Annotated in this window: 20 protein-coding genes; 4 read left to right on the forward strand and 16 right to left on the reverse strand. The window is 71.6% G+C overall.

Going from position 1 to position 22,375, the window contains the following annotated elements; translation table 11 throughout:
- Positions 1-6: 6 nt before the first annotated feature.
- Positions 7-1,119, reverse strand: a complete 1,113-nt coding sequence (locus D7I47_RS01900; RefSeq protein WP_120761472.1) for a branched-chain amino acid aminotransferase — start codon at positions 1,117-1,119, stop codon at positions 7-9.
- A 30-nt stretch (positions 1,120-1,149) separates the two neighbouring features.
- Positions 1,150-2,202 (reverse strand): 3-isopropylmalate dehydrogenase, encoded by a 1,053-nt coding sequence (locus D7I47_RS01905; RefSeq protein ID WP_120761473.1) that lies wholly within the window; start codon positions 2,200-2,202, stop codon positions 1,150-1,152.
- Between the two features lie 147 nt (positions 2,203-2,349).
- Here D7I47_RS01905 and D7I47_RS01910 point away from each other — a divergent pair, with 147 nt between their 5' ends.
- Positions 2,350-2,604, forward strand: coding sequence for a DUF6458 family protein (locus tag D7I47_RS01910; protein WP_120761474.1), 255 nt, complete (start codon positions 2,350-2,352; stop codon positions 2,602-2,604).
- A 78-nt stretch (positions 2,605-2,682) separates the two neighbouring features.
- On the opposite strand, the gene serA is transcribed toward D7I47_RS01910, so the two are convergent.
- The 10 genes from serA to otsA form a co-directional block, all read right to left on the reverse strand.
- Complete coding sequence (gene serA, locus D7I47_RS01915; protein WP_120761475.1) at positions 2,683-4,278, reverse strand: phosphoglycerate dehydrogenase; 1,596 nt, start codon at positions 4,276-4,278, stop codon at positions 2,683-2,685.
- A gap of 121 nt (positions 4,279-4,399) precedes the next feature.
- Positions 4,400-4,765, reverse strand: coding sequence for a hypothetical protein (locus D7I47_RS01920; RefSeq protein WP_120761476.1), 366 nt, complete (start codon positions 4,763-4,765; stop codon positions 4,400-4,402).
- Positions 4,762-5,244: a hypothetical protein gene (locus D7I47_RS01925; protein ID WP_120761477.1), complete on the reverse strand. Its 483-nt coding sequence runs from the start codon at positions 5,242-5,244 to the stop codon at positions 4,762-4,764. Before D7I47_RS01925 ends, D7I47_RS01920 begins: the two co-directional genes overlap by 4 nt.
- 73 nt (positions 5,245-5,317) lie before the next feature.
- Positions 5,318-6,451 (reverse strand): mannitol-1-phosphate 5-dehydrogenase, encoded by a 1,134-nt coding sequence (locus D7I47_RS01930; protein ID WP_120761478.1) that lies wholly within the window; start codon positions 6,449-6,451, stop codon positions 5,318-5,320.
- Between the two features lie 167 nt (positions 6,452-6,618).
- On the reverse strand, positions 6,619-7,644 hold the full coding sequence (ilvC, locus tag D7I47_RS01935) for a ketol-acid reductoisomerase (RefSeq protein ID WP_120761479.1): 1,026 nt from the start codon (positions 7,642-7,644) through the stop codon (positions 6,619-6,621).
- Positions 7,645-7,704: 60 nt separating this feature from the next.
- A complete protein-coding gene (gene ilvN / locus D7I47_RS01940) occupies positions 7,705-8,214 on the reverse strand; it encodes an acetolactate synthase small subunit (protein ID WP_120761480.1) in 510 nt (169 codons plus the stop codon).
- A 4-nt stretch (positions 8,215-8,218) separates the two neighbouring features.
- A complete protein-coding gene (locus D7I47_RS01945; RefSeq protein ID WP_120761481.1) occupies positions 8,219-10,033 on the reverse strand; it encodes an acetolactate synthase large subunit in 1,815 nt (604 codons plus the stop codon).
- A gap of 215 nt (positions 10,034-10,248) precedes the next feature.
- Positions 10,249-11,970: a dihydroxy-acid dehydratase gene (gene ilvD, locus D7I47_RS01950; protein WP_120761482.1), complete on the reverse strand. Its 1,722-nt coding sequence runs from the start codon at positions 11,968-11,970 to the stop codon at positions 10,249-10,251.
- A gap of 117 nt (positions 11,971-12,087) precedes the next feature.
- Complete coding sequence (gene otsB / locus D7I47_RS01955) at positions 12,088-12,906, reverse strand: trehalose-phosphatase (protein ID WP_120761483.1); 819 nt, start codon at positions 12,904-12,906, stop codon at positions 12,088-12,090.
- Complete coding sequence (gene otsA / locus D7I47_RS01960) at positions 12,876-14,360, reverse strand: alpha,alpha-trehalose-phosphate synthase (UDP-forming) (RefSeq protein ID WP_170154353.1); 1,485 nt, start codon at positions 14,358-14,360, stop codon at positions 12,876-12,878. Before otsA ends, otsB begins: the two co-directional genes overlap by 31 nt.
- Positions 14,361-14,467: 107 nt before the next feature.
- On the opposite strand from otsA, the gene D7I47_RS01965 reads away from it, so the two are divergent.
- Complete coding sequence (locus D7I47_RS01965) at positions 14,468-15,361, forward strand: sugar phosphate isomerase/epimerase family protein (RefSeq protein ID WP_120761484.1); 894 nt, start codon at positions 14,468-14,470, stop codon at positions 15,359-15,361.
- Between the two features lie 9 nt (positions 15,362-15,370).
- On the opposite strand, the gene D7I47_RS01970 is transcribed toward D7I47_RS01965, so the two are convergent.
- Genes D7I47_RS01970 through D7I47_RS14960 form a run of 3 tightly spaced genes read right to left on the reverse strand, consistent with a single transcriptional unit; the run spans position 15,371 to position 20,648 of the window.
- A complete protein-coding gene (locus D7I47_RS01970) occupies positions 15,371-17,158 on the reverse strand; it encodes a YhgE/Pip family protein (protein ID WP_120761485.1) in 1,788 nt (595 codons plus the stop codon).
- The gene (locus tag D7I47_RS01975) at positions 17,155-20,088 is read right to left on the reverse strand and encodes an MMPL family transporter (protein ID WP_120761486.1); all 2,934 of its coding nucleotides are present in this window, start codon (positions 20,086-20,088) and stop codon (positions 17,155-17,157) included. The genes D7I47_RS01970 and D7I47_RS01975 overlap by 4 nt, the downstream gene beginning before the upstream one ends.
- Before the next feature lie 8 nt (positions 20,089-20,096).
- Positions 20,097-20,648 carry a TetR/AcrR family transcriptional regulator gene (locus tag D7I47_RS14960; protein WP_227000783.1) on the reverse strand — a complete coding sequence of 184 codons (552 nt, stop codon included), beginning with the start codon at positions 20,646-20,648 and terminating at the stop codon, positions 20,097-20,099.
- A gap of 137 nt (positions 20,649-20,785) precedes the next feature.
- On the opposite strand from D7I47_RS14960, the gene D7I47_RS01985 reads away from it, so the two are divergent.
- Both D7I47_RS01985 and D7I47_RS14675 read left to right on the forward strand, forming a co-directional pair.
- A complete protein-coding gene (locus D7I47_RS01985) occupies positions 20,786-20,974 on the forward strand; it encodes a hypothetical protein (protein WP_120761487.1) in 189 nt (62 codons plus the stop codon).
- Entirely contained in the window at positions 20,974-21,417 is a 444-nt protein-coding gene (locus D7I47_RS14675) for a hypothetical protein (RefSeq protein WP_157981574.1), read from the forward strand. Before D7I47_RS01985 ends, D7I47_RS14675 begins: the two co-directional genes overlap by 1 nt.
- A gap of 76 nt (positions 21,418-21,493) precedes the next feature.
- Here D7I47_RS14675 and D7I47_RS01995 read toward each other — a convergent pair whose 3' ends face one another.
- The gene (locus tag D7I47_RS01995; RefSeq protein WP_120761488.1) at positions 21,494-22,204 is read right to left on the reverse strand and encodes a FadR/GntR family transcriptional regulator; all 711 of its coding nucleotides are present in this window, start codon (positions 22,202-22,204) and stop codon (positions 21,494-21,496) included.
- Between the last annotated feature and the right edge of the window lie 171 nt (positions 22,205-22,375).

Consider the following 22,375-nt stretch of genomic DNA (forward strand, 5'->3'; position numbering starts at 1 on the left):
GCCCGGCTACGCGTCGAGGCGGTGAAGCCAGCCGTGGCGGTCCTCGACGCGGCCGTACTGGATGCCGGTGAGCTCGTCGCGGAGCGAGAGCGACACGCGGTCCTCCACCTCCGGCATCCGGATGCCGAAGGACTCGGCCTTGATCTCCGAGATGGGGGTGATGACGGCCGCCGTGCCGCACGCGAACGCCTCGACGATCTCGCCCGAGGCGGCGCCGTCGCGCCACTCGGTGATCGACACGGGGCGCTGCTCGACCGTGTAGCCGCGATCGCGGCCCAGCTGCAGCACGGAGTCGAGCGTGATGCCCTCGAGGATCGAGTCGGAGTCGGGCGTGATGAGGCGCTTGTCGCGCGTGACGAGCACGACGTTCATGCCGCCGAGCTCCTCGAGGAACTCGCCCCGCTGCGCGTCGAGGAACAGCACCTGGGCGCAGCCGTTCTCGTACGCCTCCTGCTGGGCGACGAGGGATGCGGCGTAGTTGCCGCCCGTCTTCGCCTGCCCCATGCCGCCGTGACCGGCGCGCGTGTAGTGCGTCGACAGCCAGATCGACACGGGGGCCACGCCGCCCGTGAAGTAGGCGCCCGCGGGCGAGGCGATGAGGTAGTAGTTGACCTTCTTCGCCGGGCGCACGCCGAGGAACGCCTCCTTCGCGAACATGAAGGGACGCAGGTACAGGCTCGTCTCGTCCTGCGTCGGCACCCAGTCGCCGTCGACCGCGATGAGCTGCTTCAGCGAGTCGAGGAAGTACTCGGTCGGCAGCTCCGGCATCGCGAGGCGCTTCGCGGAGCGCTGCATGCGGGCGGCGTTCGCGTCGGGGCGGAAGGTCCAGATCGACCCGTCGGCGTGGCGGTAGGCCTTCAGGCCCTCGAAGATCTCCTGCGCGTAGTGCAGCACCGCGGCGGCCGGGTCGAGCTGGATGGGGCCGTACGGCTGCACGCGCGGGCGGTGCCAGCCGCCGCGCTCCGACCAGCAGATGTCGACCATGTGGTCGGTGAAGAACTGCCCGAAGCCGGGGTTCTCGAGGATCGCCTCGCGCTCCTCGGGGGTCTTGGCGTTCTCATTGCGGGTCACCTGGAACTGCAGGTCCTGGGTGGCCATCGGCAGGAGGTTCAGGGTCATGGTCTGCTCGGCTCTCGGAGGTCGTGGAATCTATTGTGCGCCCAGTCGGGCCGCGATGGCCGTGCCGATCTCGGCCGTCGTGCGGGGAGCGGCGCCCCGCTCGGCGAGATCGGCCGCCACGGCCGCCTCGACCCGGCGCGCCGCATCCGGCAGCTCGAGGTGGTCGAGCAGCAGCGCGGTCGACAGGATCGCGGCCGTGGGATCGGCCTTCTGCTGCCCCGCGATGTCGGGTGCGGAACCGTGGACCGGCTCGAACATCGAGGGGAAGGCGCCGTCGGGGTTGATGTTGCCCGAGGCCGCCAAACCGATGCCGCCGCTGATGGCGCCGGCCAGGTCGGTGAGGATGTCGCCGAAGAGATTGTCGGTGACGATGACGTCGAACCTAGCAGGGTCGGTGACCAGGAAGATGGTCGCGGCGTCCACGTGGAGGTAATCCCACGCCACGTCCGGATGATTGGCAGCCTCGGCCTCGACGAGCCGCGACCAGAGCTTGCCGGCGTTGGTCAGCACGTTCGTCTTGTGCACGAGCGTGACCTTCTTGCCGCGCTTCTCGGCGAGGTCGAAGGCGTAGCGCACGACGCGCTCGATGCCGAAGGCGGTGTTGACGCTCACCTCGTTCGCGACCTCGTGCGGGGTGCCGACGCGGATGCTGCCGCCGTTGCCGACGTACGGACCCTCGGTGCCCTCGCGCACGACGACGAAGTCGACCTCGCCGGGGTTCGCGAGCGGGCTCGGCACCGTCGGGTAGAGCACCGTGGGGCGCAGGTTCACGTAGTGGTCGAAGGCGAAGCGCAGCTTCAGCAGCAGGCCGCGCTCGATGATGCCGCCCGCGAGGCGCGGGTCGCGCGGGTCGCCGCCGACCGCGCCGAGCAGGATCGCGTCGTGCTGCGCGAGGGCGGCGAGGTCGTCGTCGCCCAGGATGACGCCCGTCTCGAGGTAGTGCGCCGCACTGAACGGATACTCGGTCACCGCGAGCTGCGCCTCGTCGGCGAGCACGGCATCCAGCACCTTCACCGCCTCGCTCGTGACTTCCGGTCCGATGCCGTCCCCCGCGATCACGGCGAGGTCGATGGTGCGCGTCATCCCCCTAGGGTATCGGCGCGCGCATGCCGCTCCGCGCGCGTATAGCCCCCCGGATGCGGCCCCGTCAACGGGCTGTCCGCATCCGCGAGGCGCTCCTAGCGTCGTACCCGGCTCCCGTCGTGGAGCCCTGACCCAAGGAGGCCCACCATGAGCATCGGGCTCGGCATCTTCCTCATCGTCGTCGGCGCGATCCTCACCTTCGCGCTCAACGTGGATGCGACGTGGATCGACCTCGACCTCGTCGGCTACCTGCTGATGGGCGCGGGCGTCGTCGTGACGCTCATCGGCATCGTGCTGCTGGTGCGCAAGCGCCAGACGGTGACGACCGTGCGCACGAGCGTCGACCCGCGGACGGGCACGCGCGTCGATCAGCGCGCGACCGAGAGCGACCCGCTGCCGTAGCGCAGCCCGGGTCCGCGACGGCACGTGTCTTTCGGGTGGACACGTGCCGTCGCCGCGTGCCGACGGACCGCCCGCGGCTCAGGACTCGACGATGTCGATCTCGCGCAGCTCGTCGGCGTCGATCGCCGCGGCGACCCGCTCGAGCACCTCGTCGGGCACCGGCGAGTCGACCGTGATGATCGACAGCGCCTGGCCGCCCGCCGAGCGGCGCGCGATCTGCATGCCGGCGATGTTGATGCCCGCCTCGCCGAACTCCTTGCCGTAGACGGCGACGATGCCCGGGCGGTCGGTGTAGAACATCACGACGTGGTGCTCGGCGATCGGCACCTCGATGTCGTAGCCGTTGAGTCCGATGATCTTCTCGGTCATCTTGGTGCCGGCGAGCGTGCCCGCGACCTCGACCGAGGTGCCGTCGGAGAGCACCCCGCGCAGGGTGGTCGTGTTGCGGTAGTCCTTCGACTCCTCCGAGACGTTGAGGCTCGAGGAGATGCCGCGCTGCTCGGCGAGCAGCGGCGCGTTCACGTAGGAGACGTTCTCGGTGACGAGGTTCGTGAAGTAGCCCTTGAGCGCCGCGAGACGGTAGACGCTCACGTCGTAGGCGGCGAGCTCGCCGCGCACGTCGACCTCGAGGTCGGTGAGGGCGCCGTGGCCCGCAACCGCCGCGAGCACCTGGCCGAGCTTCTCGACGAGCGCGATGCCGGGGCGCACGAAGGGGTCGATGATCCCGCCCGCGACGTTCACGGCATCCGGAACCAGTTCGCCCTCGAGGGCGAGCCGCACCGACTTGGCCACCGAGACGCCCGCCTTCTCCTGCGCCTCGTCGGTCGAGGCGCCGAGGTGCGGCGTGACGACGACGTTCGGCAGCGGCAGCAGCTTCGTGTCGACGGGCGGCTCGGCGTTGAACACGTCGAGGCCGGCGCCCGCGATGACGCCCGTGGTGAGCGCCTCGTAGAGGGCGTCCTCGTCGATGAGCCCGCCGCGCGCGACGTTGACGATGTACGCGGTCGGCTTCATCTTCGCGAGCTGCGCCGTCGAGATCATGCCCGTGGTCTCGGGCGTCTTCGGCATGTGGATGCTGATGAAGTCGGCCTGCTCGAGCAGCTCGTCGAGGGTCACGAGCCGCACCCCCAGCTGCGGCGCGCGGGCCGGGGTGACGTAGGGGTCGTAGGCGATCACGTCGACGCCGAAGGCCTGCAGGCGGCTCGTGATGAGCGCGCCGATCCGGCCGAGGCCGATGATGCCGACCGTCTTCTCGTACAGCTCGGTGCCGGTGTACTTGGAGCGCTTCCACTCCCCCGCGGCGAGGCTCGCGTGGGCGGCGGGGATGTGGCGGGCGAGGCTCAGGATGTGGCCGATGGTGAGCTCGGCGGCGCTGATGATGTTGGAGGTCGGGGCGTTGACGACCATGACGCCCGCCTCGGTGGCGGCCTTGATGTCGACGTTGTCGAGCCCGACGCCCGCGCGCGCCACCACCTTCAGCTGCGGGGCCGCGGCGAGCGCCTCCGCGTCGATCTGGGTGGCGGAGCGGATGAGCACGGCGTTCGCCTCCGCGAGCGCCGGCAGCAGCGCGGCGCGGTCGGCGCCGTCCACGGAGCGGATCTCGAAGTCGGGGCCCAGGGCCTCGACGGTGGCGGGCGACAGTTCCTCGGCGATCAGGACGACCGGCTTCGACACAGCTGTGTTCCTTCGTGCGGGGGTGGCGGCAGAGGGCCGCGGGATCACCGCGGCAGTCGGCGGCGCGGCACAGGCAGCCTACCGGACACCGCATGCCGTTACGGCGCGGGTCGGGGCGTCGTCACCCGACCGTGACGAGGTACGCCGAGACCACGTAGAGGCTGAGCGCCGTCGCGGACGTCGCGGCGAGACCCGCCGCGAAGACGAGCACGCGATGGGTGAGCGTGCGGCGCACGCCGAGCCACGCGGCGGCCGCGAAGGCGAGCACCGGGAACGCGGCGCCGACGACGAGCAGCGCCCACGGGATCCGCTCGCCGAAGCCCGCGTTCTCGTAGGCGGGCGGCACGTTCAGCAGGTTGCCGATCGCCTGGTAGAGGAACCACGCGTAGAGCAGGCCGAAGACGACCGCGACGACGATCGCGGGCAGCGGCCAGGCGCGCTCGGGGGTGCCGACGGTCTCGTCGGGCTCGGGCAGTTCGACGGTCATCCGAGCGCCCCCAACAGGAACGGCCACGGCAGCAGCAGCGCGACCCCGAGCAGCAGGGCGACGAAGCGCTTCGCGCCGCGGTGCGCGGTGCCGGGCGGGGTGAGGGTGAGGGCCGCGCCGAACCACAGCACGGCCGCGATCATCGCGAGGAACTCGCCGAACTGCCACATCACCTCGCCCGCGAGGTCGAGGCCCGGGTAGCCGAGCAGTTGCACGGAGAGGATCCAGCCGACCGCGAGCGCGAGGTAGAGGCCACCGAAGACGCCCGTCGCGACGAGCAGCGCGAGCTCGCGCGGCGTGCGGCGGTCGGCGGATGCGGCGGCCGCGGTGCCCGCGGCGGATGCGGCATCCGTCCCGTCGGCATCCGCGACCGGCTCGCCGCGCAGCCGGGGGGCCGCCTGGCCGCGCGCCTCGTCGCCCGCCCAGTGCAGCGCGGCGTCGTCGTCCGGCTCCTCGGGCTCGGGCGCGCGAGTGCTCACGACACCATCCTCTCCCATCCGAGGCGTCGATTCCCGTCGCCCCCGTCGCCCCTCCGCGACAGGACGCGCCGCCTCAGGCCTCGAGGCGCAGCCGGAACACCTCGGTGAGCGGCGCATACAGCGGATGCGCGGGCTCGATCCCGCACAGCTCCGTCGCGAGCGCGCCCGGGTCGGCTCCCGGCACGAGCTTCGCCTGCAACTCCACGGCCTCCGGGTCGTCCGCGGTGTCGAAGCGCAGGGCGGCGCCGACCGCGGTGAGCAGGTTCCACGCATCCTGCCCGCGCTCGGCGAGCTGGGCGGCCGGGTCGACGAAGCGCTCGTGCCGGCCGAGCTTGCGCAGCGGTGCCCGGCCGACGCGCACGCAGCTGTCGGGCAGCTCGGGGTTGGTGATGCGCACGAGCGTCGTCTCGACGTAGGCCTGCTGCTCCTCGGGGGTGAAGCCGTGCTTCTCGACGAGCAGCCCCGAGGTCTCGGCGAGCACCGCGCGCACCTCGGCCATCACCTCCGGCACCGCGAGCGCCTCGGCGATCGTCTCGATGCCGCGCCGGTAGCCGAGGTAGGCGGTGGATGCGTGGCCCGTGTTGACCGTGAAGAGCTTGCGCTCGATGTACGGCTCGAGGTCGTCGACCCAGTGCACGCCCGCGAGCGCGGGCTCGTCGCCGTGGAACGGGGTGCGGTCGACCGCCCACTCCCAGAAGGCCTCGAGGGTCACGTCGAGCCCCCCGCGCTGCTCCGGCACGATGCGGTCGATCGCGCAGTTCGCCCAGACGGCGCGCTCCATGGCGCCGCCGAGCTCCGCGACCGCGGCGGCCAGGATGTCGGTGCCGCCGATCGCGTTCTCGCACGCGATCACGACGAGCGGCTTCGCATCCGCCGGCCGCTGGGCGAGCCCGGCGACGATGAGCGGGGCGACGAACTGCAGGATGCGGGCACCGACCGCCGTGGTGACGATGTCGGCCCGCGCGATCTCGGCGACCACGGCATCCGGCACGTCGCGCGAGTTGAGGGCTCGGTAGCCGTCGATGACGAGCTCCCGGCCGCCCGCACCCACCTCGTGCACGTGGTAGCTCGGCTGCTGCTGCAGGGCCTGGATGAGCTCCTCGCTGACATCCGCGAAGACGACCTCGTAGCCGCTCTCCCGCAGGAAGGGCGCCACGAATCCGCGCCCGATGTTGCCCGCCCCGAAATGCACCGCCGTCGCTGTCACGTGTTCATTCAACCCGTCCGCCGCGCCCCCGGCCAGCCCCCGCCCTTCCGCACCCCCGGAACTCCCGGAACTCCCTGCGGCGGGAGCAACCGCACGCGCGGGCGCAGACGCCAGCGCGGGGCGGGAGCAATCGCTCCCGCCCCGCGCCTGGATCTCCGTCCGATGGATCAGCGCGCCGCGCTGCCCTCGGTGTAGTCCGAGTCCTGCTGCTTCCAGGCGAACAGGGCGCGCAGCTCCTTGCCGGTCTTCTCGATCGGGTGCTGCGCCTCCTTCTCGCGCAGGGCCAGGAACTCGGGGGCGCCCGCATCCTGGTCGGCGATGAAGCGCGAGGCGAAGGCGCCCGACTGGATGTCGGCGAGCACGCCCTTCATGTTCTCCTTGACCGACGGGTCGATGACGCGCGGGCCCGACACGTAGTCGCCGTACTCGGCCGTGTCGGAGATCGACCAGCGCTGCTTGGCGATGCCGCCCTCCCACATGAGGTCGACGATGAGCTTGAGCTCGTGCAGCACCTCGAAGTAGGCGATCTCGGGTTGGTAGCCGGCCTCGGTGAGGGTCTCGAAGCCGTACTGCACGAGGTGGCTCATGCCGCCGCAGAGCACGGCCTGCTCGCCGAACAGGTCGGTCTCGGTCTCCTCGGTGAAGGTCGTCTTGATGACGCCCGCGCGGGTGCCGCCGATGGCCTTCGCGTACGACAGCGCCGTTTCCCAGGCGTGGCCGGATGCGTCGCGCTCGACCGCGATGATGTCCGGGATGCCGCGCCCCGCGACGAACTCGCGGCGCACCGTGTGGCCGGGGGCCTTCGGGGCGATGAGGATCACGTCGACCCCCTCGGGGGCGTCGATGTAGCCGAAGCGGATGTTGAAGCCGTGCGCGAAGGCGAGCGTCTTGCCCTCGGTCAGCTTGTCCTTGATCGACTCGCTGTAGATGGAGCGCTGGTGCTGGTCGGGCGCCAGGATCATGATGAGGTCGGCCCACTCGGTGGCGTCGGCGACCGACTTCACCTCGAAGCCGTCCTCGGCGGCCTTCGCGGTCGACTTCGAGCCGTCCTTGAGGGCGATGACGACCTCGACACCCGAGTCGCGCAGGTTCTGGGCGTGCGCGTGGCCCTGCGAGCCGTAGCCCACGATCGCCACCTTCTTGCCCTGGATGATCGAGAGGTCGGCATCCTTGTCGTAGAAGATCTCAGCCAATTTCGTTTCCTTCTTGTTGGGGTTTCGATACGCCGCTGCGCGGCTACTCATCCGGCGGGACTAGCTCTTGTAGACGCGTTCGGTGATGCTCTTGCCGCCGCGGCCGATCGCGAGCAGGCCCGACTGGGCGATCTCGCGGATGCCGTACGGCTCGAGCACGCGCAGCAGCGCCTGCACCTTCCCGGAGTCGCCCGTCACCTCGATGACGAGCGCATCCGGCGAGACGTCGACGACGCGCGCCCGGAACAGGTTGACGGCCTCCAGGATCTGGCTGCGGGTGGTGTTGTCGACGCGCACCTTGATGAGCAGGTGCTCGCGGTGCACCGACTGGGTCGGGTCGAGCTCGACGATCTTGATGACGTTGACGAGCTTGTTCAGCTGCTTCGTCACCTGCTCGAGCGGCAGGCCCTCCACGTCGACGACGACGGTGATGCGGCTGAGCCCGTCGATCTCGGTGGGACCCACCGCGAGCGAGTTGATGTTGAAGCCGCGCCGGGCGAACAGCCCGGCCACGCGGGTCAGCAGACCCGGCTTGTCCTCCACGAGGAGGGAGAGCACGTGATGCGTCATGGCCTTACTCCTCTTCCCACGCCGGGGCGTGATCCCGCGCGTACTGTACCTGCGAGTTGCCGACGCCCTGCGGCACCATCGGCCACACCATGGCATCCCGGCTCACCACGAAGTCGATGACGACGGGGCGATCGTTGGTCTCGATCGCGAGCTTGATGGCCGCGTCGATCTCCGACTTCTTCGTCACGCGGATGCCGAGGGCGCCATACGCCTCGGCGAGCTTCACGAAGTCGGGCACCATCCGGGTGGTGTTCTCGCCGTCGAGGGCCCCCGTGTTGAGGTCGGTGAAGGAGTGGCGGCCGTCGTAGAAGAGGGTCTGCCACTGGCGCACCATGCCGAGCGAGGAGTTGTTGATGATCGCGACCTTGATCGGGATGTCGTTGATCGTGCAGGTGGCGAGCTCCTGGTTGGTCATCTGGAAGCAGCCGTCGCCGTCGATCGCCCACACGAGACGCTCCGGCTCGGCCACCTTCGCGCCCATCGCGGCGGGCACCGAGTAGCCCATCGTGCCGGCGCCGCCCGAGTTGAGCCAGGCGTGCGGACGCTCGTAGCCGATGAACTGGGCAGCCCACATCTGGTGCTGGCCCACGCCCGCGGCGTAGACCGCCTCGGGTCCGGAGAGCTCGCCGATGCGCTGGATGACGTACTGCGGGGAGAGCAGGCCGTCCTCCGGCTCGGTGTAGCCGAGCGGGTAGTTGGCTCGCAGCTGCTCGAGGCGCGTCCACCAGTCGGCGATGTCGGGCACCGTGCGCTGCTGCGTGAACGCGTCGATGAGGTCGACGATGACCTCGCGGGCGTCGCCCACGATCGGCACGTCGGCGTGGCGGATCTTGCCGATCTCGGCCGGGTCGATGTCGACGTGCACGACCTTCGCCTCCGGGGCGAAGTCGCTCACCTTGCCGGTCACCCGGTCGTCGAAGCGCGCGCCGAGCGACACGATGAGGTCGGACTCCTGCAGCGCGAGCACCGCGGGCACCGAGCCGTGCATGCCGGGCATGCCGAGGTGCTGACGGTGCGAGTCGGGGAACGCGCCGCGCGCCATGAGGGTCGTCACGACGGGGGCGCCGGTGAGCTCGGCGAGCTGCCGCAGCTCCTTGGAGGCCTCGGCCCGGATGACGCCGCCGCCCACGTAGAGCACGGGGCGCTGCGCGTTCCCGAGCAGCTCGGCGGCCGAGAGGATCTGCTTGCCGTGCGCCTTCGTGACCGGGCGGTAGCCGGGCAGCTCGACCTTGGGCGGCCACACGAACGGCGCCGACTTCTGCTGGGCGTCCTTCGTGATGTCCACCAGCACCGGGCCGGGGCGGCCCGTGGTGGCGATGTGGTACGCCGCCGCGAGGGTCGCGGGCACCTGCGCCGGGTCGGTCACGAGGAAGCTGTGCTTGGTGATCGGCATCGTGATGCCGGTGATGTCGATCTCCTGGAACGCATCCGTTCCCATCGAGGTCGAGAACACCTGACCGGTGATCGCGAGCAGCGGCACCGAGTCCATGTAGGCGTCGGCGATCGCGGTGACGAGGTTGGTGGCGCCGGGGCCGGAGGTGGCGATGCACACGCCGATCCGGCCGGAGGCGGCGGCGTAGCCCTCGGCCGCGTGGCCGGCGCCCTGCTCGTGGCGCACGAGGATGTGGCGGATGGCGGTGGAGGCCATGAGCTCGTCGTAGAAGGGCATGATCGCCCCGCCGGGGAGTCCGAAGACGTCGGTGATGCCGAGCTTCTCGAGGCTCGCGAGCACGGCACCGGAGCCGGTCAGGATGGGCGTCGCGTCGCGCTTGGCGGGCGCGGGCGCGGGGGATGGCACGGTTGCGTCGGGCGCAGTCATGAAAGGTTCCTCAGAGGTGGGAGTCGGTGGGAATCAAGGGGATGCGCGCGAATGACGTCATCGACCTGATCAGAATGCCGTCGGCCGCTCGTAGTGCGGTCGACGCCCACGCCAGGACTGGTTGTGCCACCCGGGTGTCTATCGTCCGGCCATGTTACCTGATGTCGGATGCCGCGCTCTCCGCGTATCCGGTGAAACTCGCCTAGGCGACCGGATCAACCGGTGACGGCGCCCTCGGCGGCCGAGCGCACGAGCTTCGAGTACTTGGCGAGCACGCCGCGCGTGTAGCGCGGAGGCAGCGGCTCCCAACCCTCGTGGCGGGCGGCGAGCTCGGCGTCGTCGACGAGCAGCTCGATCGAGCGGCTCGCGATGTCGACGCGGATGCGGTCGCCGTCGCGCACGAACGCGATGGGTCCGGCATCCACGGCTTCGGGGGCGATGTGGCCGATGCAGAGTCCGGTCGTGCCGCCCGAGAAGCGACCGTCGGTGAGCAGCAGCACGTCCTTGCCGAGCCCGGCACCCTTGATCGCGGCGGTGATGGCGAGCATCTCGCGCATGCCGGGGCCGCCCTTCGGGCCCTCGTAGCGGATGACGACGACGTCGCCGTGCTGGATCTCGCCGTCGGTGAGGGCGTCGAGGGCGGCGCGCTCCCGCTCGAAGACGCGCGCGGGGCCCTCGAAGGTGGCGGCGTCGAAGCCGGCCGTCTTGACGACGGCGCCCTCGGGGGCGAGCGAGCCGTGCAGGATCGTGAGGCCGCCGGTCGCGTGGATGGGGTTGTCGAGGGTGCGCAGCACGTCGCCGTCGAGCGGCGGGATGGGCCCGATGTCGGCGAGGTTCTCGGCGAGCGTCTTGCCGGTCACGGTGAGCGCGTCGCCGTGCATGAGCCCCGCATCCAGCAGCGCCTTCATGAGCACGGGCAGGCCGCCGCGGCGGTCGACGTCGTTCATGACGTAGCGGCCGAAGGGCTTCAGGTCGCCGATGTGCGGCACCTTCGAGCCGATGCGGTTGAAGTCGTCGAGGGTCAGCTCCACCTCGGCCTCGTGCGCGATGGCGAGCAGGTGCAGCACGATGTTGGTCGAGCCGCCGAGCGCCATGCCGACGGCGATGGCGTTCTCGAAGGCCTTCTTGGTGAGGATCTGCCGTGCCGTGATGCCCTTCTCGAGCAGCTTCACGACGGCCTCGCCCGAGCGGTGCGCGTAGTAGTCGCGGCGGCGGTCGTAGCTGGGCGGGGATGCCGAGCCGGGAATGGAGAGGCCGAGCGCCTCCGCGACCGAGGCCATGGTGTTGGCGGTGTACATGCCGCCGCAGGCACCCTCGCCGGGCGCGAAGGCGCACTCGATGGCGTGCGCGTCGGCCTCCGACATGATCCCGGCCTTGACGCCGCCGACCGCCTCGAAGGAGTCGATGATCGTGATGTCCTTCTCGGTGCCGTCCGAGAGGCGCACCCAGCCGGGCGCGATCGAGCCGGCGTAGAGGAAGACGGATGCGAGGTCGAGCCGCGCGGCGGCCATCAGCATGCCGGGGATCGACTTGTCGCATCCGGCCAGCAGCACCGAGCCGTCGAGGCGCTCGGCCTGCATGACGGTCTCGACCGAGTCGGCGATGACCTCACGGCTGACGAGCGAGAAGTGCATGCCCTCGTGGCCCATCGAGATGCCGTCGGACACGGAGACGGTGCCGAACTGCAGCGGGTAGCCGCCGCCCGCGTGCACGCCCTCCTTGGCGGCCTGCGCGAGGCGCGCGAGGCTCAGGTTGCACGGGGTGATCTCGTTCCACGAGCTCGCGATGCCGATCTGCGACTTGTTCCAGTCCGCGTCGCCCATGCCGACCGCGCGCAGCATCCCGCGCGAGGTGGTGGCCTCGATACCGTCGGTGACGGTGCGCGAGCGGGGCTTGTGGTCGGGTACGGGCGTGCCCGCGGCGTTGCTGTCCGGCATGGCATCGAGGGTACTCCGCGGTGCATACCCGCGCTGACCACCCGACCCTCCGCGAGAGTACGTACTTTTGGGCGATTCAGACGGCGTGTCGGCCCAAAAGTGCGTACTTTCGGGGACTCACTGCTCGTGGACGTCGCCGGCGCGGAAGGTGGCGAGGGCGGAGAGCACGTGGGCGACCTCGGCGGGGCCCGCGACGCGGAAGGGGGCGAGGGTGGGGCCCGGTCCGGACTTCACGCCCAGGTCGTCGGGGCCGAGGGCGTCGAAGGCGTCCTCGTCGGTGACGTCGTCGCCCGCGTAGAACACCGCATCCGCCGCCGTGTAGCGCCGCAGATGCTCGACCGCCTCGCCCTTCGTCGTCGAGCGCACCGCGAACTCGAGCACGTTCTTGCCCTCGCGGATGGTGAGGTCGTCGAGCTCGGCCTGCGTCTCGCGCAGCGCCACGAGGTGCGCGAGACGCGAGTCCTCCTCCGTCGCGAGGCGGGTGTGCAGCGCGAAGCCCGCCGGCTTCGCCTCGAGCCACACGTCGTCGATCGAGTCGGCCACCTGGCTCAGCACCTCGTGCAGCACGTCGACCCGCTCGAGCTCGGCCGTGTCGAGGTTCACCCGCGCGGTCGGGTCGTCGAGGCGGATCTCGATGCCGTGCGAGCCGACGAGCAGCGTCTCGTCGGGCAGCTGCGCGACGTGGATGAGGGAGCGCAGCGCCCGACCCGACACGAGGGCGACGCGCGTGCGCGGCAGCGCGAGCAGCCGCAGCACGGCATCCCGCGCCTCCGGCAGCGCCCGCGCCTGCTCGGGCGAGTCGACCTCGGGCGCGAGGGTGCCGTCGAAGTCGAGCGCGACGAGCAGCCGACGCACCCGGGCGAGTTCGCGGAGCGCCCCGACGAGCAGCTCCGGCAGCCGACCGGTCACCGCTTCGTGGTCCGCTCGAGCGTCCACTCCACCTCGTCGGGCAGGACGCTGCCGGCCCAGCCGCCCGGGCCGCGGGTGTTCCGCAGCGTCGCGAGGAAGCTGTCGGACCAGTGGGTCACGTCGTTCTCGGCCACCCGCCTGCGCAGCGACCGCATCCGCTTGCGCCGCTCCTGGCGCGGCATCTCGATGGCGCGCAGGATCGCATCCTTCACGCCGTCGATGTCGTGCGGGTTCACGAGCAGGGCGGCGCGCAGCTCGTCGGATGCGCCGGTGAACTCGGAGAGGATGAGCACGCCGTCCTCGTCGGAGCGGGCGGCCACGTACTCCTTCGCGACCAGGTTCATGCCGTCGCGCAGGGCCGTGACGAGCATGACGTCGGCGGCGAGGTAGAGCGCCGCCATCTCCTCGCGCGGGAAGCCGTGGTGCAGGTAGCTGATCGCCTGGTGGCTGATGGTGCCGTAGTCGCCGTTGATGCGCCCCACGGTCAGCTCGATCTCGTCGCGCAGCTGCCGGTAGCTCTCGACGCGTTCGCGCGAGGGCGTCGCCACCTGCACGAGCGTGACGTCCTCCACCTTGAGCCGCCCCTCGGCGAGCAGCTCGCCGAAGGCCTTCAGCCGGTGGCCGATGCCCTTCGTGTAGTCGAGCCGGTCGACGCCGAGCATGATCGTCTCCGGGTCGCCCAGGTCGGCGCGGATCTGCCGGGCACGCGCCTGCACCTCGGGGCTCTCGGCGAGCTCCTGGAAGCCGGCCACGTCGATCGAGATGGGGAACGCCTTCGCGATGACCCGTCGCGCGGGCACGGCGTCGGTGCCGGGCACCTCGATGTAGGGCGTCTTCGTCGTGTAGCCGCGCAGCCGCCGCACGGCGCGCGAGAAGTTGCCGGCATCCGCGACCCGCTGGAAGCCGACCACGTCGGCGCCGAGCAGCCCGTCGATGATCTGCCCGCGCCACGGCAGCTGCGAGAAGATGCCGTACGCCGGGAACGGGATGTGGTTGAAGAACCCGATGAGCAGGTCGGGTCGCCGCTCGCGCAGCATCGCGGGCACCAGTTGCAGTTGGTAGTCCTGCACCCACACGGTGGCGCCCGGCGCGCTGACGCGGGCGGTCGCGTCGGCGAAGCGGCGGTTGACCTGCACGTAGCGCTCCCACCAGACGCGGTGGTAGCCGGGCTGCGCGATGACGTCGTGATAGAGGGGCCAGAGGGTGTCGTTGCTGAAACCCTCGTAGTACTCCTCGAGGTCGGCCTCGCTCAGCGGCACCGGGACGATGCGGATGCCGGCGTTGTCGAAGGGCTCGAGCTCGAGGTCCGCCTGGCCCGCCCAGCCGACCCACGCGCCGTCGGCGGCGCGCATGACGGGTTCGAGCGCCGTGACGAGACCCCCCGGCGACTGCTTCCAGCTCGCGTTGCCGGCCTCATCGACCACACGGTCGACCGGGAGGCGATTGGACACGACGACGAAGCTGTAGCTCTCGTCGGCCATCCGTCCACGGTACACGGCGCGCGGCGAAGCCGGGCATGCCCTCGGTCGGGGGTTGGCGATTGCTGTGAAGTCACGCGCCCGACACATCCGCCGACTAGGTTGGCCGTGTGATCTCCGTCGGCATGAGCACCACGTGCGTGTATCCGTTCGCCGTGGAGCACGCCTTCCGGATCGCGCGGCTGGCCGGGTTCGACTCCATGGAGATCATGGTCACCAACGACCCGATCACCCAGGACGCCGAGAAGCTGCGCGAGATCAGCGCGCGCTACGAGCTGCCGATCGTGACGATCCACGCGCCCGTGCTGCTGCTGACGACCTTCGTGTGGGGCCGCGATCCGCAGGTGAAGCTCGAGAAGTCGGGCGAGCTCGCGGCGGCGGTCGGCGCCGACTCGGTCGTCGTGCACCCGCCGTTCCGCTGGCAGTCGGGCTACGCGCAGAACTTCGAGCGCATCGTGCGCCAGACGGCGAAGAACTGGGATGTCGAGGTCGCCGTCGAGAACATGTTCCCCTGGACGGTGCGCGGCAAGAGCATGAAGGCGTACGCCCCCTCCCCCGACCCGCTCGACCTCGACGTCGACCACATGACCCTCGACTTCTCGCACGCCTCGCTCTCGGGCCGCGACAGCCTCGAGATGGCGATGGCGATGGGGCCGAAGCTGCGCCACATCCACCTGTGCGACGGGGCGACCTCGGCGGCCGACGGCGCGATCCTCGACGAGCACCTGCTGCCGGGCGAGGGCACCCAGCCGGTCGCCGAGACGCTGCAGTACCTCGCCCAGACGGGCTGGGACGGCAACGTCGTCGCCGAGGTGAACGTGCGCCAGGAGAAGGACGAGGCCTACCGCCTCGAGAAGCTCGTGCAGACGGTGGCCTTCGCCCGCGAGCACCTCAGCCAGGAGCACGCGACCCGCGACCCGCTCGCGGCCGGCCGCGACGACCTCCCCCTCAAGATCCGCCAGGCCCGCCGCCACGAGAAGAAGGCCGCGAAGCCCGCCCGCTGAGCCGCGCCGCTACGCGGTCGCCGGGAGCAGCATCCGGAGGACGGAGGCGCGACGGGCGCGACGGATGACGAGGCGGCTCGCGAGCATGCTGAGGCCGCCGAAGGCGGCGAGGCCGAGGGCCGCACCGACCGCGAGGCCGACGTCGCCACCCGCGACGATCTGCTGCAGGCCCGTGGTCGCCCAGCCGAGCGGCATGAGCTGGCCGAGCCAGGCGAACGGACCCGCGAGCGCCTGCGAGGGCAGGATGCCGCCGACCGCCGCCACCTGCAGCGAGACGAGCAGCAGCGAGATGACGAGGCCGGCGCGGCCGAGGCCCACCGTGAGCAGTTGGTGGAACGCCGTGAACGCGAGGGCCGCGACGAGCGAGAGGCCGAGCGTCGCCGGCAGCAGCGCCCACGAGACGCCCGCGACGAGGTGCAGCAGCAGCACGAGCAGCGCCGCCTGCACCGCCGCGACCGCGCCGGCGCGCACACCCTCCGAGCCGAGCACGCGGCTGGAGCCCGCCGTCGAGGCGAGCACCCGCCGGCTGAGCCGCGGCATCACGAGGAAGATCGCGAGCGCGCCCACCCACAGCCCGAGCGGCACGAAGTAGGTGCCGATCACCTGGCCGAGCTGGGTCACCGCGTTCGCCGTCGTCACCTCGAGGCCCACCGGGTCGGCGGCGACGGATGCGGCATCCGAGGAGGGGGTCTCGGTGCCGTTCAGCTTGTCGGCACCGTCCTGGAGCCCCGCGGCGAGCTCCGCGGCGCCCGAGGCGAGCTGGGCGTTGCCGTCGGCGAGGCTCCGCGCGCCCGAGGCGACGGTGCCGCCGTTCGCGGCGAGCTGCGCGGCGCCGGAGGCGCTCTGCGCGATGCCCGACTGGATGCCGTCGATGCCGCTCGTGACGCCGGCCGACAGCTGGGTGCCGCCCGCGGCGGTCTGCGCGAGCTGCTGCGAGAGCACCTGCAGCGTCGCGGTCGCCGTGGCGATCTGCACGGGGGTCGAGTCGGGGTCGGCGAGGATCGCGGTCTGCGCGGCGATGCCGGCCGACAGCTGCGAGACGCCGCCCGTGTACTGCGCGACGCCGGAGGAGAGCTGGTCGAGCCCCGCGGCACCGTTGTTCAGCTGCGCGAGCCCCGAGAAGAGCGACGAGACGCCGCCCGTGTAGGTCTTCACGCCATCCGCGTACTGCTGCGCCCCGGATGCCGCCTGCGCGGCCCCGTCGGAGAGCTGCGTCGCGCCGTCGGCGGCCTGCGTGAACGCCTCGCCGACCGTGCCGAACTGCGTGTAGATGCCGGAGATGTACTGCTCGGTGAGCTCGGAGCCGAAGGCGCGCACCATGCCGTCGCCGAGCGACTGCGCGACCGTGCCCGCGAGGTAGGAGTGCGCGTCGTCGGTCTGCAGGGTGAGCTGCGCCTGCACGGGGTCGGTGCCGGAGAGCGACACGACCGACTCCGAGAAGTCGGAGGGGATGGTGAGCACCGCGTACACTTCGCCTGCGGCGAGCTTGTCGGCGGCCTCCTCGGCGTTCGAGAGCTGCCAGTCCATGCCGGGCGAGTCGGCGCCCGTGAGCTCGGTGACGAGCAGACGCCCGGCGAGCACGCGCGTCTCGGTGCCGTCGTCGGCGGTCCGGGTGATCATCTCGTCCTGGTTGACGATCGCGGCGGGGATGCGGTCGACGCCGTTGCCGGTGTCGCTGAGGGCCGCCATGGTGAGGCCCGCGAAGGCGAGCGGCACAACGGCCGCCGCGACGATCGCGAGCACGCGCATGAGTCGGCGGCGCGGTCGCTGGACGGCGGGGAGCTCGTTGCTGCTCATCGGGATGCTCCTTCGGTGAGGTCTGCGGGTCGGAAGTGGCCGACCGGGCGGGAGAGGGCGGGGGCGGCGACGCGGTGGGCGTCGGCGGCGCCGATCACGACGGTCGTGGCGGCGGGGGTGAGGTGGTCGACGGCCGCGAGGAAGCCCGCGCCGCCGTCGGCGCCCGGCAGCGGGTCGACCGAGTCGAGCACCACGACGGGCGTGCGCTCGCTGAGCGCGATGCCGAGGGTCGCGATCGCGCGCTCGACGGGCGGCAGGGACGCCGGGGTGGTGTTCCAGCCGATCGGCACGGGCGATCCGGATGCGCCGACCACGTCGTGGATGCGGGCCACCCACACGCGGGCGCGGCGGCGGGCCGTGAAGGTGCGGTACCAGCGGCCGGTGAGCCGCAGGCGCTCGGCGAGCAGCTCGCCGAGCGGCAGCTCGCCCTCGCGGGCCGCTCCGCCGAACTCGGCGAACGACACCCGGCGCGCCACGTGCGAGGCCTCGCTCGGCAGTGGGCGCCCCGCCACCTGCGCGCGGCCCTCGACGGCGGGCAGGCGCCCCGCGACGGTCGCGGCCAGCATCCGGCGACGCGACGCATCCCCGCCGACGAGCGCGATCGAGCCGGCCTGTACGCGCGCGTCGTAGGGCCCGATGCGCGTGTCGCCGACGCCGCCCGTGAGCCCCTCGAGGGTGATCGCCTCGCCCGCGCCGAGGCGCCCCTGCGCCCAGGCGAGGTCGTCGAGGTGGGCGCGCAGTCCCTCGCCCTCGACGTCGACGTTCGGCAGGATGCGGTCGAGCCACTTCGGCAGGTACCAGGCGTGCTTCCCGAAGAGCGCCATGACGGCGGGCACGAGCGTCATCCGCACGAGGAAGGCGTCGATGGCGACGCCCACGGCGAGGCCGAGCGCGATGACCTTGATCATCGAGGCGCCCTCCGGCACGAACGCGGCGAAGACGAAGAACATGATGAGCGCGGCCGCCGTGACCACGCGCGCGGCCCCCGAGAAGCCGCGGCGGATCGCCTGCTTCGGGCTCGCGCCGTGCACGTAGGCCTCGCGCATGCCCGAGACGAGGAACACCTCGTAGTCCATCGCGAGCCCGAACAGGATCGCCATGAGCAGGATCGGCATGAAGCTGAGGATCGGGCCCGGCACGGCGTGCAGCAGCTCGGCGCCCCAGCCCCACTGGAACACGGCGACGACGATGCCGAAGGAGGCGAGCACCGAGAGCAGGTAGCCGAGCGCCGCCTTGAGGGGCACCACGATCGAGCGGAACACCATCATGAGCAGCACGATCGAGAGCCCCACGACGACGAGGCCGAACGGCAGCAGGGCGGCGTCGAGTCGGCTCGACACGTCGATCGCGACGGCGGTCGAGCCGGTCACGGCGACCGCGGTGCCGAACTCGTCCTCGATCGCGGGGGCGAGGTCGCGGATGTGCTGCACGAGCGCCGTCGTCTCGGGGTCGGAGGGGCCCGTCTCGGGGATCACCTGGATGATCGCGGTGTCGACGGTCGGGTTCGGGACGGGGGTGCCGACGGAGGCGACGCCCGGCACGTCCGCGAGCTCGTCGGCGATCCTGTCGAGGTCGTCGAGCACGTCGGTGGTCTGGGTGATGTCGACCGTCACGATGAGCGGGCCGTTGCGACCGGGGCCGAACGCGTCGGCGATGAGGTCGTAGGCGCGGCGCGAGGTCTCCTCCTCCGACAGCGAGCCGCCGTCGGGCAGCGCGAGCGCGAGCTGGGCCGCGGGCACGGCGGCGACGCCGAGCAGGGCCACGACGCCGAGGATGAACGCGACGGGCGCCTTCAGCACGAGCCCGACCCAGCGCTCGCCGAGGGTCTTCCGGTGCGGCGCGGCGGGCGCGGCACCCTCCCCCGCCTCGGCGGCATCCACGTCGTGCAGCTGCGCCTGCGCGCGGCGGGCGGTGCGCGATCCGGACTTCGGGGCGAGGCGCCCCTTCAGCAGCCCCATGATCGCGGGCAGCAGCGTGATGGCGGCGAGCATCGCGAGCAGCACCGCGAAGGCGGCGGTGACGCCCATCATCCCGAGGAACGGGATGCCGACGATGAGCAGCCCGGCGAGCGCGATCATGACCGTGACGCCCGCGAAGACGACCGAGCCGCCCGCGGTCGCGACGGCGGTCGCCGCCGACTCCTCGGCATCCATGCCGTTCGCGAGCTGGGCGCGGTGCCGCGACAGGATGAACAGCGCGTAGTCGATGCCGACCGCGAGGCCGATCATGAGGGCGAGCATGGGCGTCGTCGTCGACAGGGTCGTGAAGGCCGCGAGCGCCAGGATGCCGCCCATCGAGGCGCCGAGGGCGAGCAGCGCCGACAGCAGTGGCAGACCCGCCGCGAGCAGCGAGCCGAAGGTGACGATCAGCACGACGGCCGCGAACACGACGCCGATCACCTCGACGACCGAGAGCCCCATCGTGAACTGCTGGAACACCTGGCCGCCGTACTCGACCTGCACGGTGTCCGAGGCGAGCTCGTCGCCCACCTTCTGCACCGCGGCGAGGGTCGCATCCGTGACCTCCTCGCTCGAGCCGGCGAACTGCAGCTGCACGACCGCCGTCATCCCGTCGTCGCTGATGGCGTCGGTCGCGTACTCGCTGAACGGCGAGACCGCGTTCTCGAGGCCGTCGACCTCGCCGAGCTCGGTGACCACCCGCTCGATGTCGTCCCCGAGGGAGGCGATCATGGCATCCGTCGAGTGCACGACCATCTGCGCGCTCGCACCCGCGGTCTGCGGGAACACCGCGGCGAGGCGGTCGATCGCCTGCTGCGACTCGGTGCCGGGGATCTTGAACGAGTCCTGCATCGTGCCGCCGAGGGCGAGTCCGCCGAGCACGGCGCCGGCGGCGAGCAGCAGCCAGGCGACGAGCACGGGGATCGCCCGGCGGTAGGCGAAGCGTCCGATGCGGGAGAGCAGGATGGCCATGGGGGTCCTTACAGTGCGGCGACGGGGGCGAGCAGCTCGCCCAGGATGCGGATGAGGGACGCCCGCAGGGCGTCGTCATCGGGGGCGTCGTCGACCCCGTAGCTGCCCGACTGGGCGAGCAGGTAGGCGGCGCCGCCGAGGGCGACCGCGAAACGCACCTGGTCGTCGACCGACTGCTGCGGGCGGGCGGTCGCGATCTCCCGGATCACGGCCTGGGCGCGCGCCACGATGGGCACGTCGATCAGGGTGCCGGACTGGGTGATGAAGATCTGGGCGGCGAGGCGGTGCCGCAGCAGCAGGTCGACGAACTCGGTGAGGAACTCGCGGCTCTGCTCGGGGGTGCCGGAGAGGCTCATCGTCTTGGGCAGCAGCGCGCCGATCTCCTGGAGCGCGGGGCCGAGCGCCGCATCCAGCAGCGTCTCCTTGGAGGAGAAGTGGTAGAGCACGCTCGCCTTCGAGACGCCGGCCCGGTCGGCGATCGTCTGGATCGAGGTGCCGAGGTAGCCGGCGGAGGCGAACTCCTCGAGGGCGATCTGGCGGAGCTCGGATGCTGTGGTCACTTGCCGACCGTAACTGACCGATCGGTCAACTCCTGACCGATCGGTCAAACTGGGGGTGAACGTCCAGGGAATCCACATCTCCCCGACACGCGGCCGACATCCGCGGGGTAGCGTGGACGGAGGCCGAGGGAGGGTCCGTGCGCAAGTTCATCTTCAACACGAGCGTGCTGAGCGCGCTGTTCGGCGCCGTCGGCGTCATCCAGGCGACCCGCAAGGGGCCGCGCGACTGGCGCCTCATCCTCATGTGGGTCGGCTGGGCCAGCTCGGTGGCGATCGCCGTCGGCACGGTCATCGAAGACCAGAAGCACAACGAACTGGAGTGGTGATGGACGGATACGGATTCGGGTGGGGCTTCGGGGGCTTCTTCGGCTTCCTGAACGGGCTCTTCCACCTCGTCGGCGCGATCGTGATCGTCGGCGTCGTGATCGGCGTGACGGTGCTGCTCGTGCGGTTCCTGCTCGTGGGCACGCGCGCGGCGCAGCTCTACGTCGACGCGCACGGCCCGAAGGCGGCGCCGCGGCCCGCGCAGTCGGTGTACGCGCCCGCCCCGGCCCCGGGCCCGGCCGCGGCGGCTCCCGCCGCTCCCGCTCCCGCACCGACCCCCGAGCCCGCCGCGAAGCCCGAGCCCGTCGCACCCGAGCCCGCGGCGACCGAGACCCCGGCGCCCAAGTCCGCCTCCGCGCACGCCTCCGCATCCGCCCCCACGGGAGTGACCGAGCCGAAGCCGGCCCCGAAGCCCCGCACCCGCAAGCCCCCGCCCGCAAGCTGACGCGGCACCCCTGACTGGTCGGTTTCTGGCCCCAAACCAGCGGTTTGGGGCCAGAAACCGACCAGTCAGCGCGGGATCAGGCGAGGAAGCCGCGCAGCAGGGCCGCCGAGCCCTCGAGGTGCTCGTGCATCGCGGCCTCGGCGCCGCGCTCGTTGCCGGCGAGGATCGCGAGCACGATCTGCTCGTGCTGGCGGTTGGAGTGCTCGATGTTGCGCGCGAGCAGCGGGAAGCTGTCGAGCAGCTCGTTGATGCGCGTGCGGTTGTCGGCGATGAGCCCCACGAGCGACGGGATGCCGGCGAGCTCGGCGATCGACAGGTGCAGTCGCGAGTCGAGCCGCCGGTAGTCCTCCGCCGACGCGGCCTGCACCTCCGCGAGCCGCCCCCACAGGGTCGCGCGCTGGGGGGCGCCGAGCTCGCGCGTCGCGGCGAGCCGGCAGGCGCCCTCCTCGAGCACCTCGCGCAGACCGATGAGGTCCTCGAGCTCGCCCGGCGCGGGCGGCAGCACCGGGCCCGAGCTCGGCAGCGGATCGGCGACGAAGGTGCCGCCGTAGCGTCCGCGCCGCGCCCGCAGGTAGCCGGCCTCCGAGAGCTCCTTGATCGCCTCGCGCACCGTGTCGCGGCTCACCGAGAACCGCAGTGCGAGCTCGCGCTCCGGCGGCAGCGCGCCGCCGGGCGCGACCACCCCGAGCCGGATGGTCTGCATGAGCCGCGACACGGTGTCCTCGAGCGAGTTGCCCGACCGCACCGGCCGGAACACGAGCTCGTGGACGAGCGAGTCCTCATCCATCACGTCTCCCCTCCCCCGGCATTCCGCAACTCAGGAGAACTGCGCCGAAAATACCCTCCACGCGGCCCTTGTCGGCATCCGTCCTGAGTTGCGAAACCGCCCCTGTTCGCAACTCAGGAGAAGGGGTGCGGATGGACCCGACCAAGCCCTGTTTCGGGCGATCCTCCTGAG

Origin of the sequence: Protaetiibacter intestinalis (assembly GCF_003627075.1) — a bacterium.
Lineage (GTDB): Bacteria > Actinomycetota > Actinomycetes > Actinomycetales > Microbacteriaceae > Homoserinibacter > Homoserinibacter intestinalis.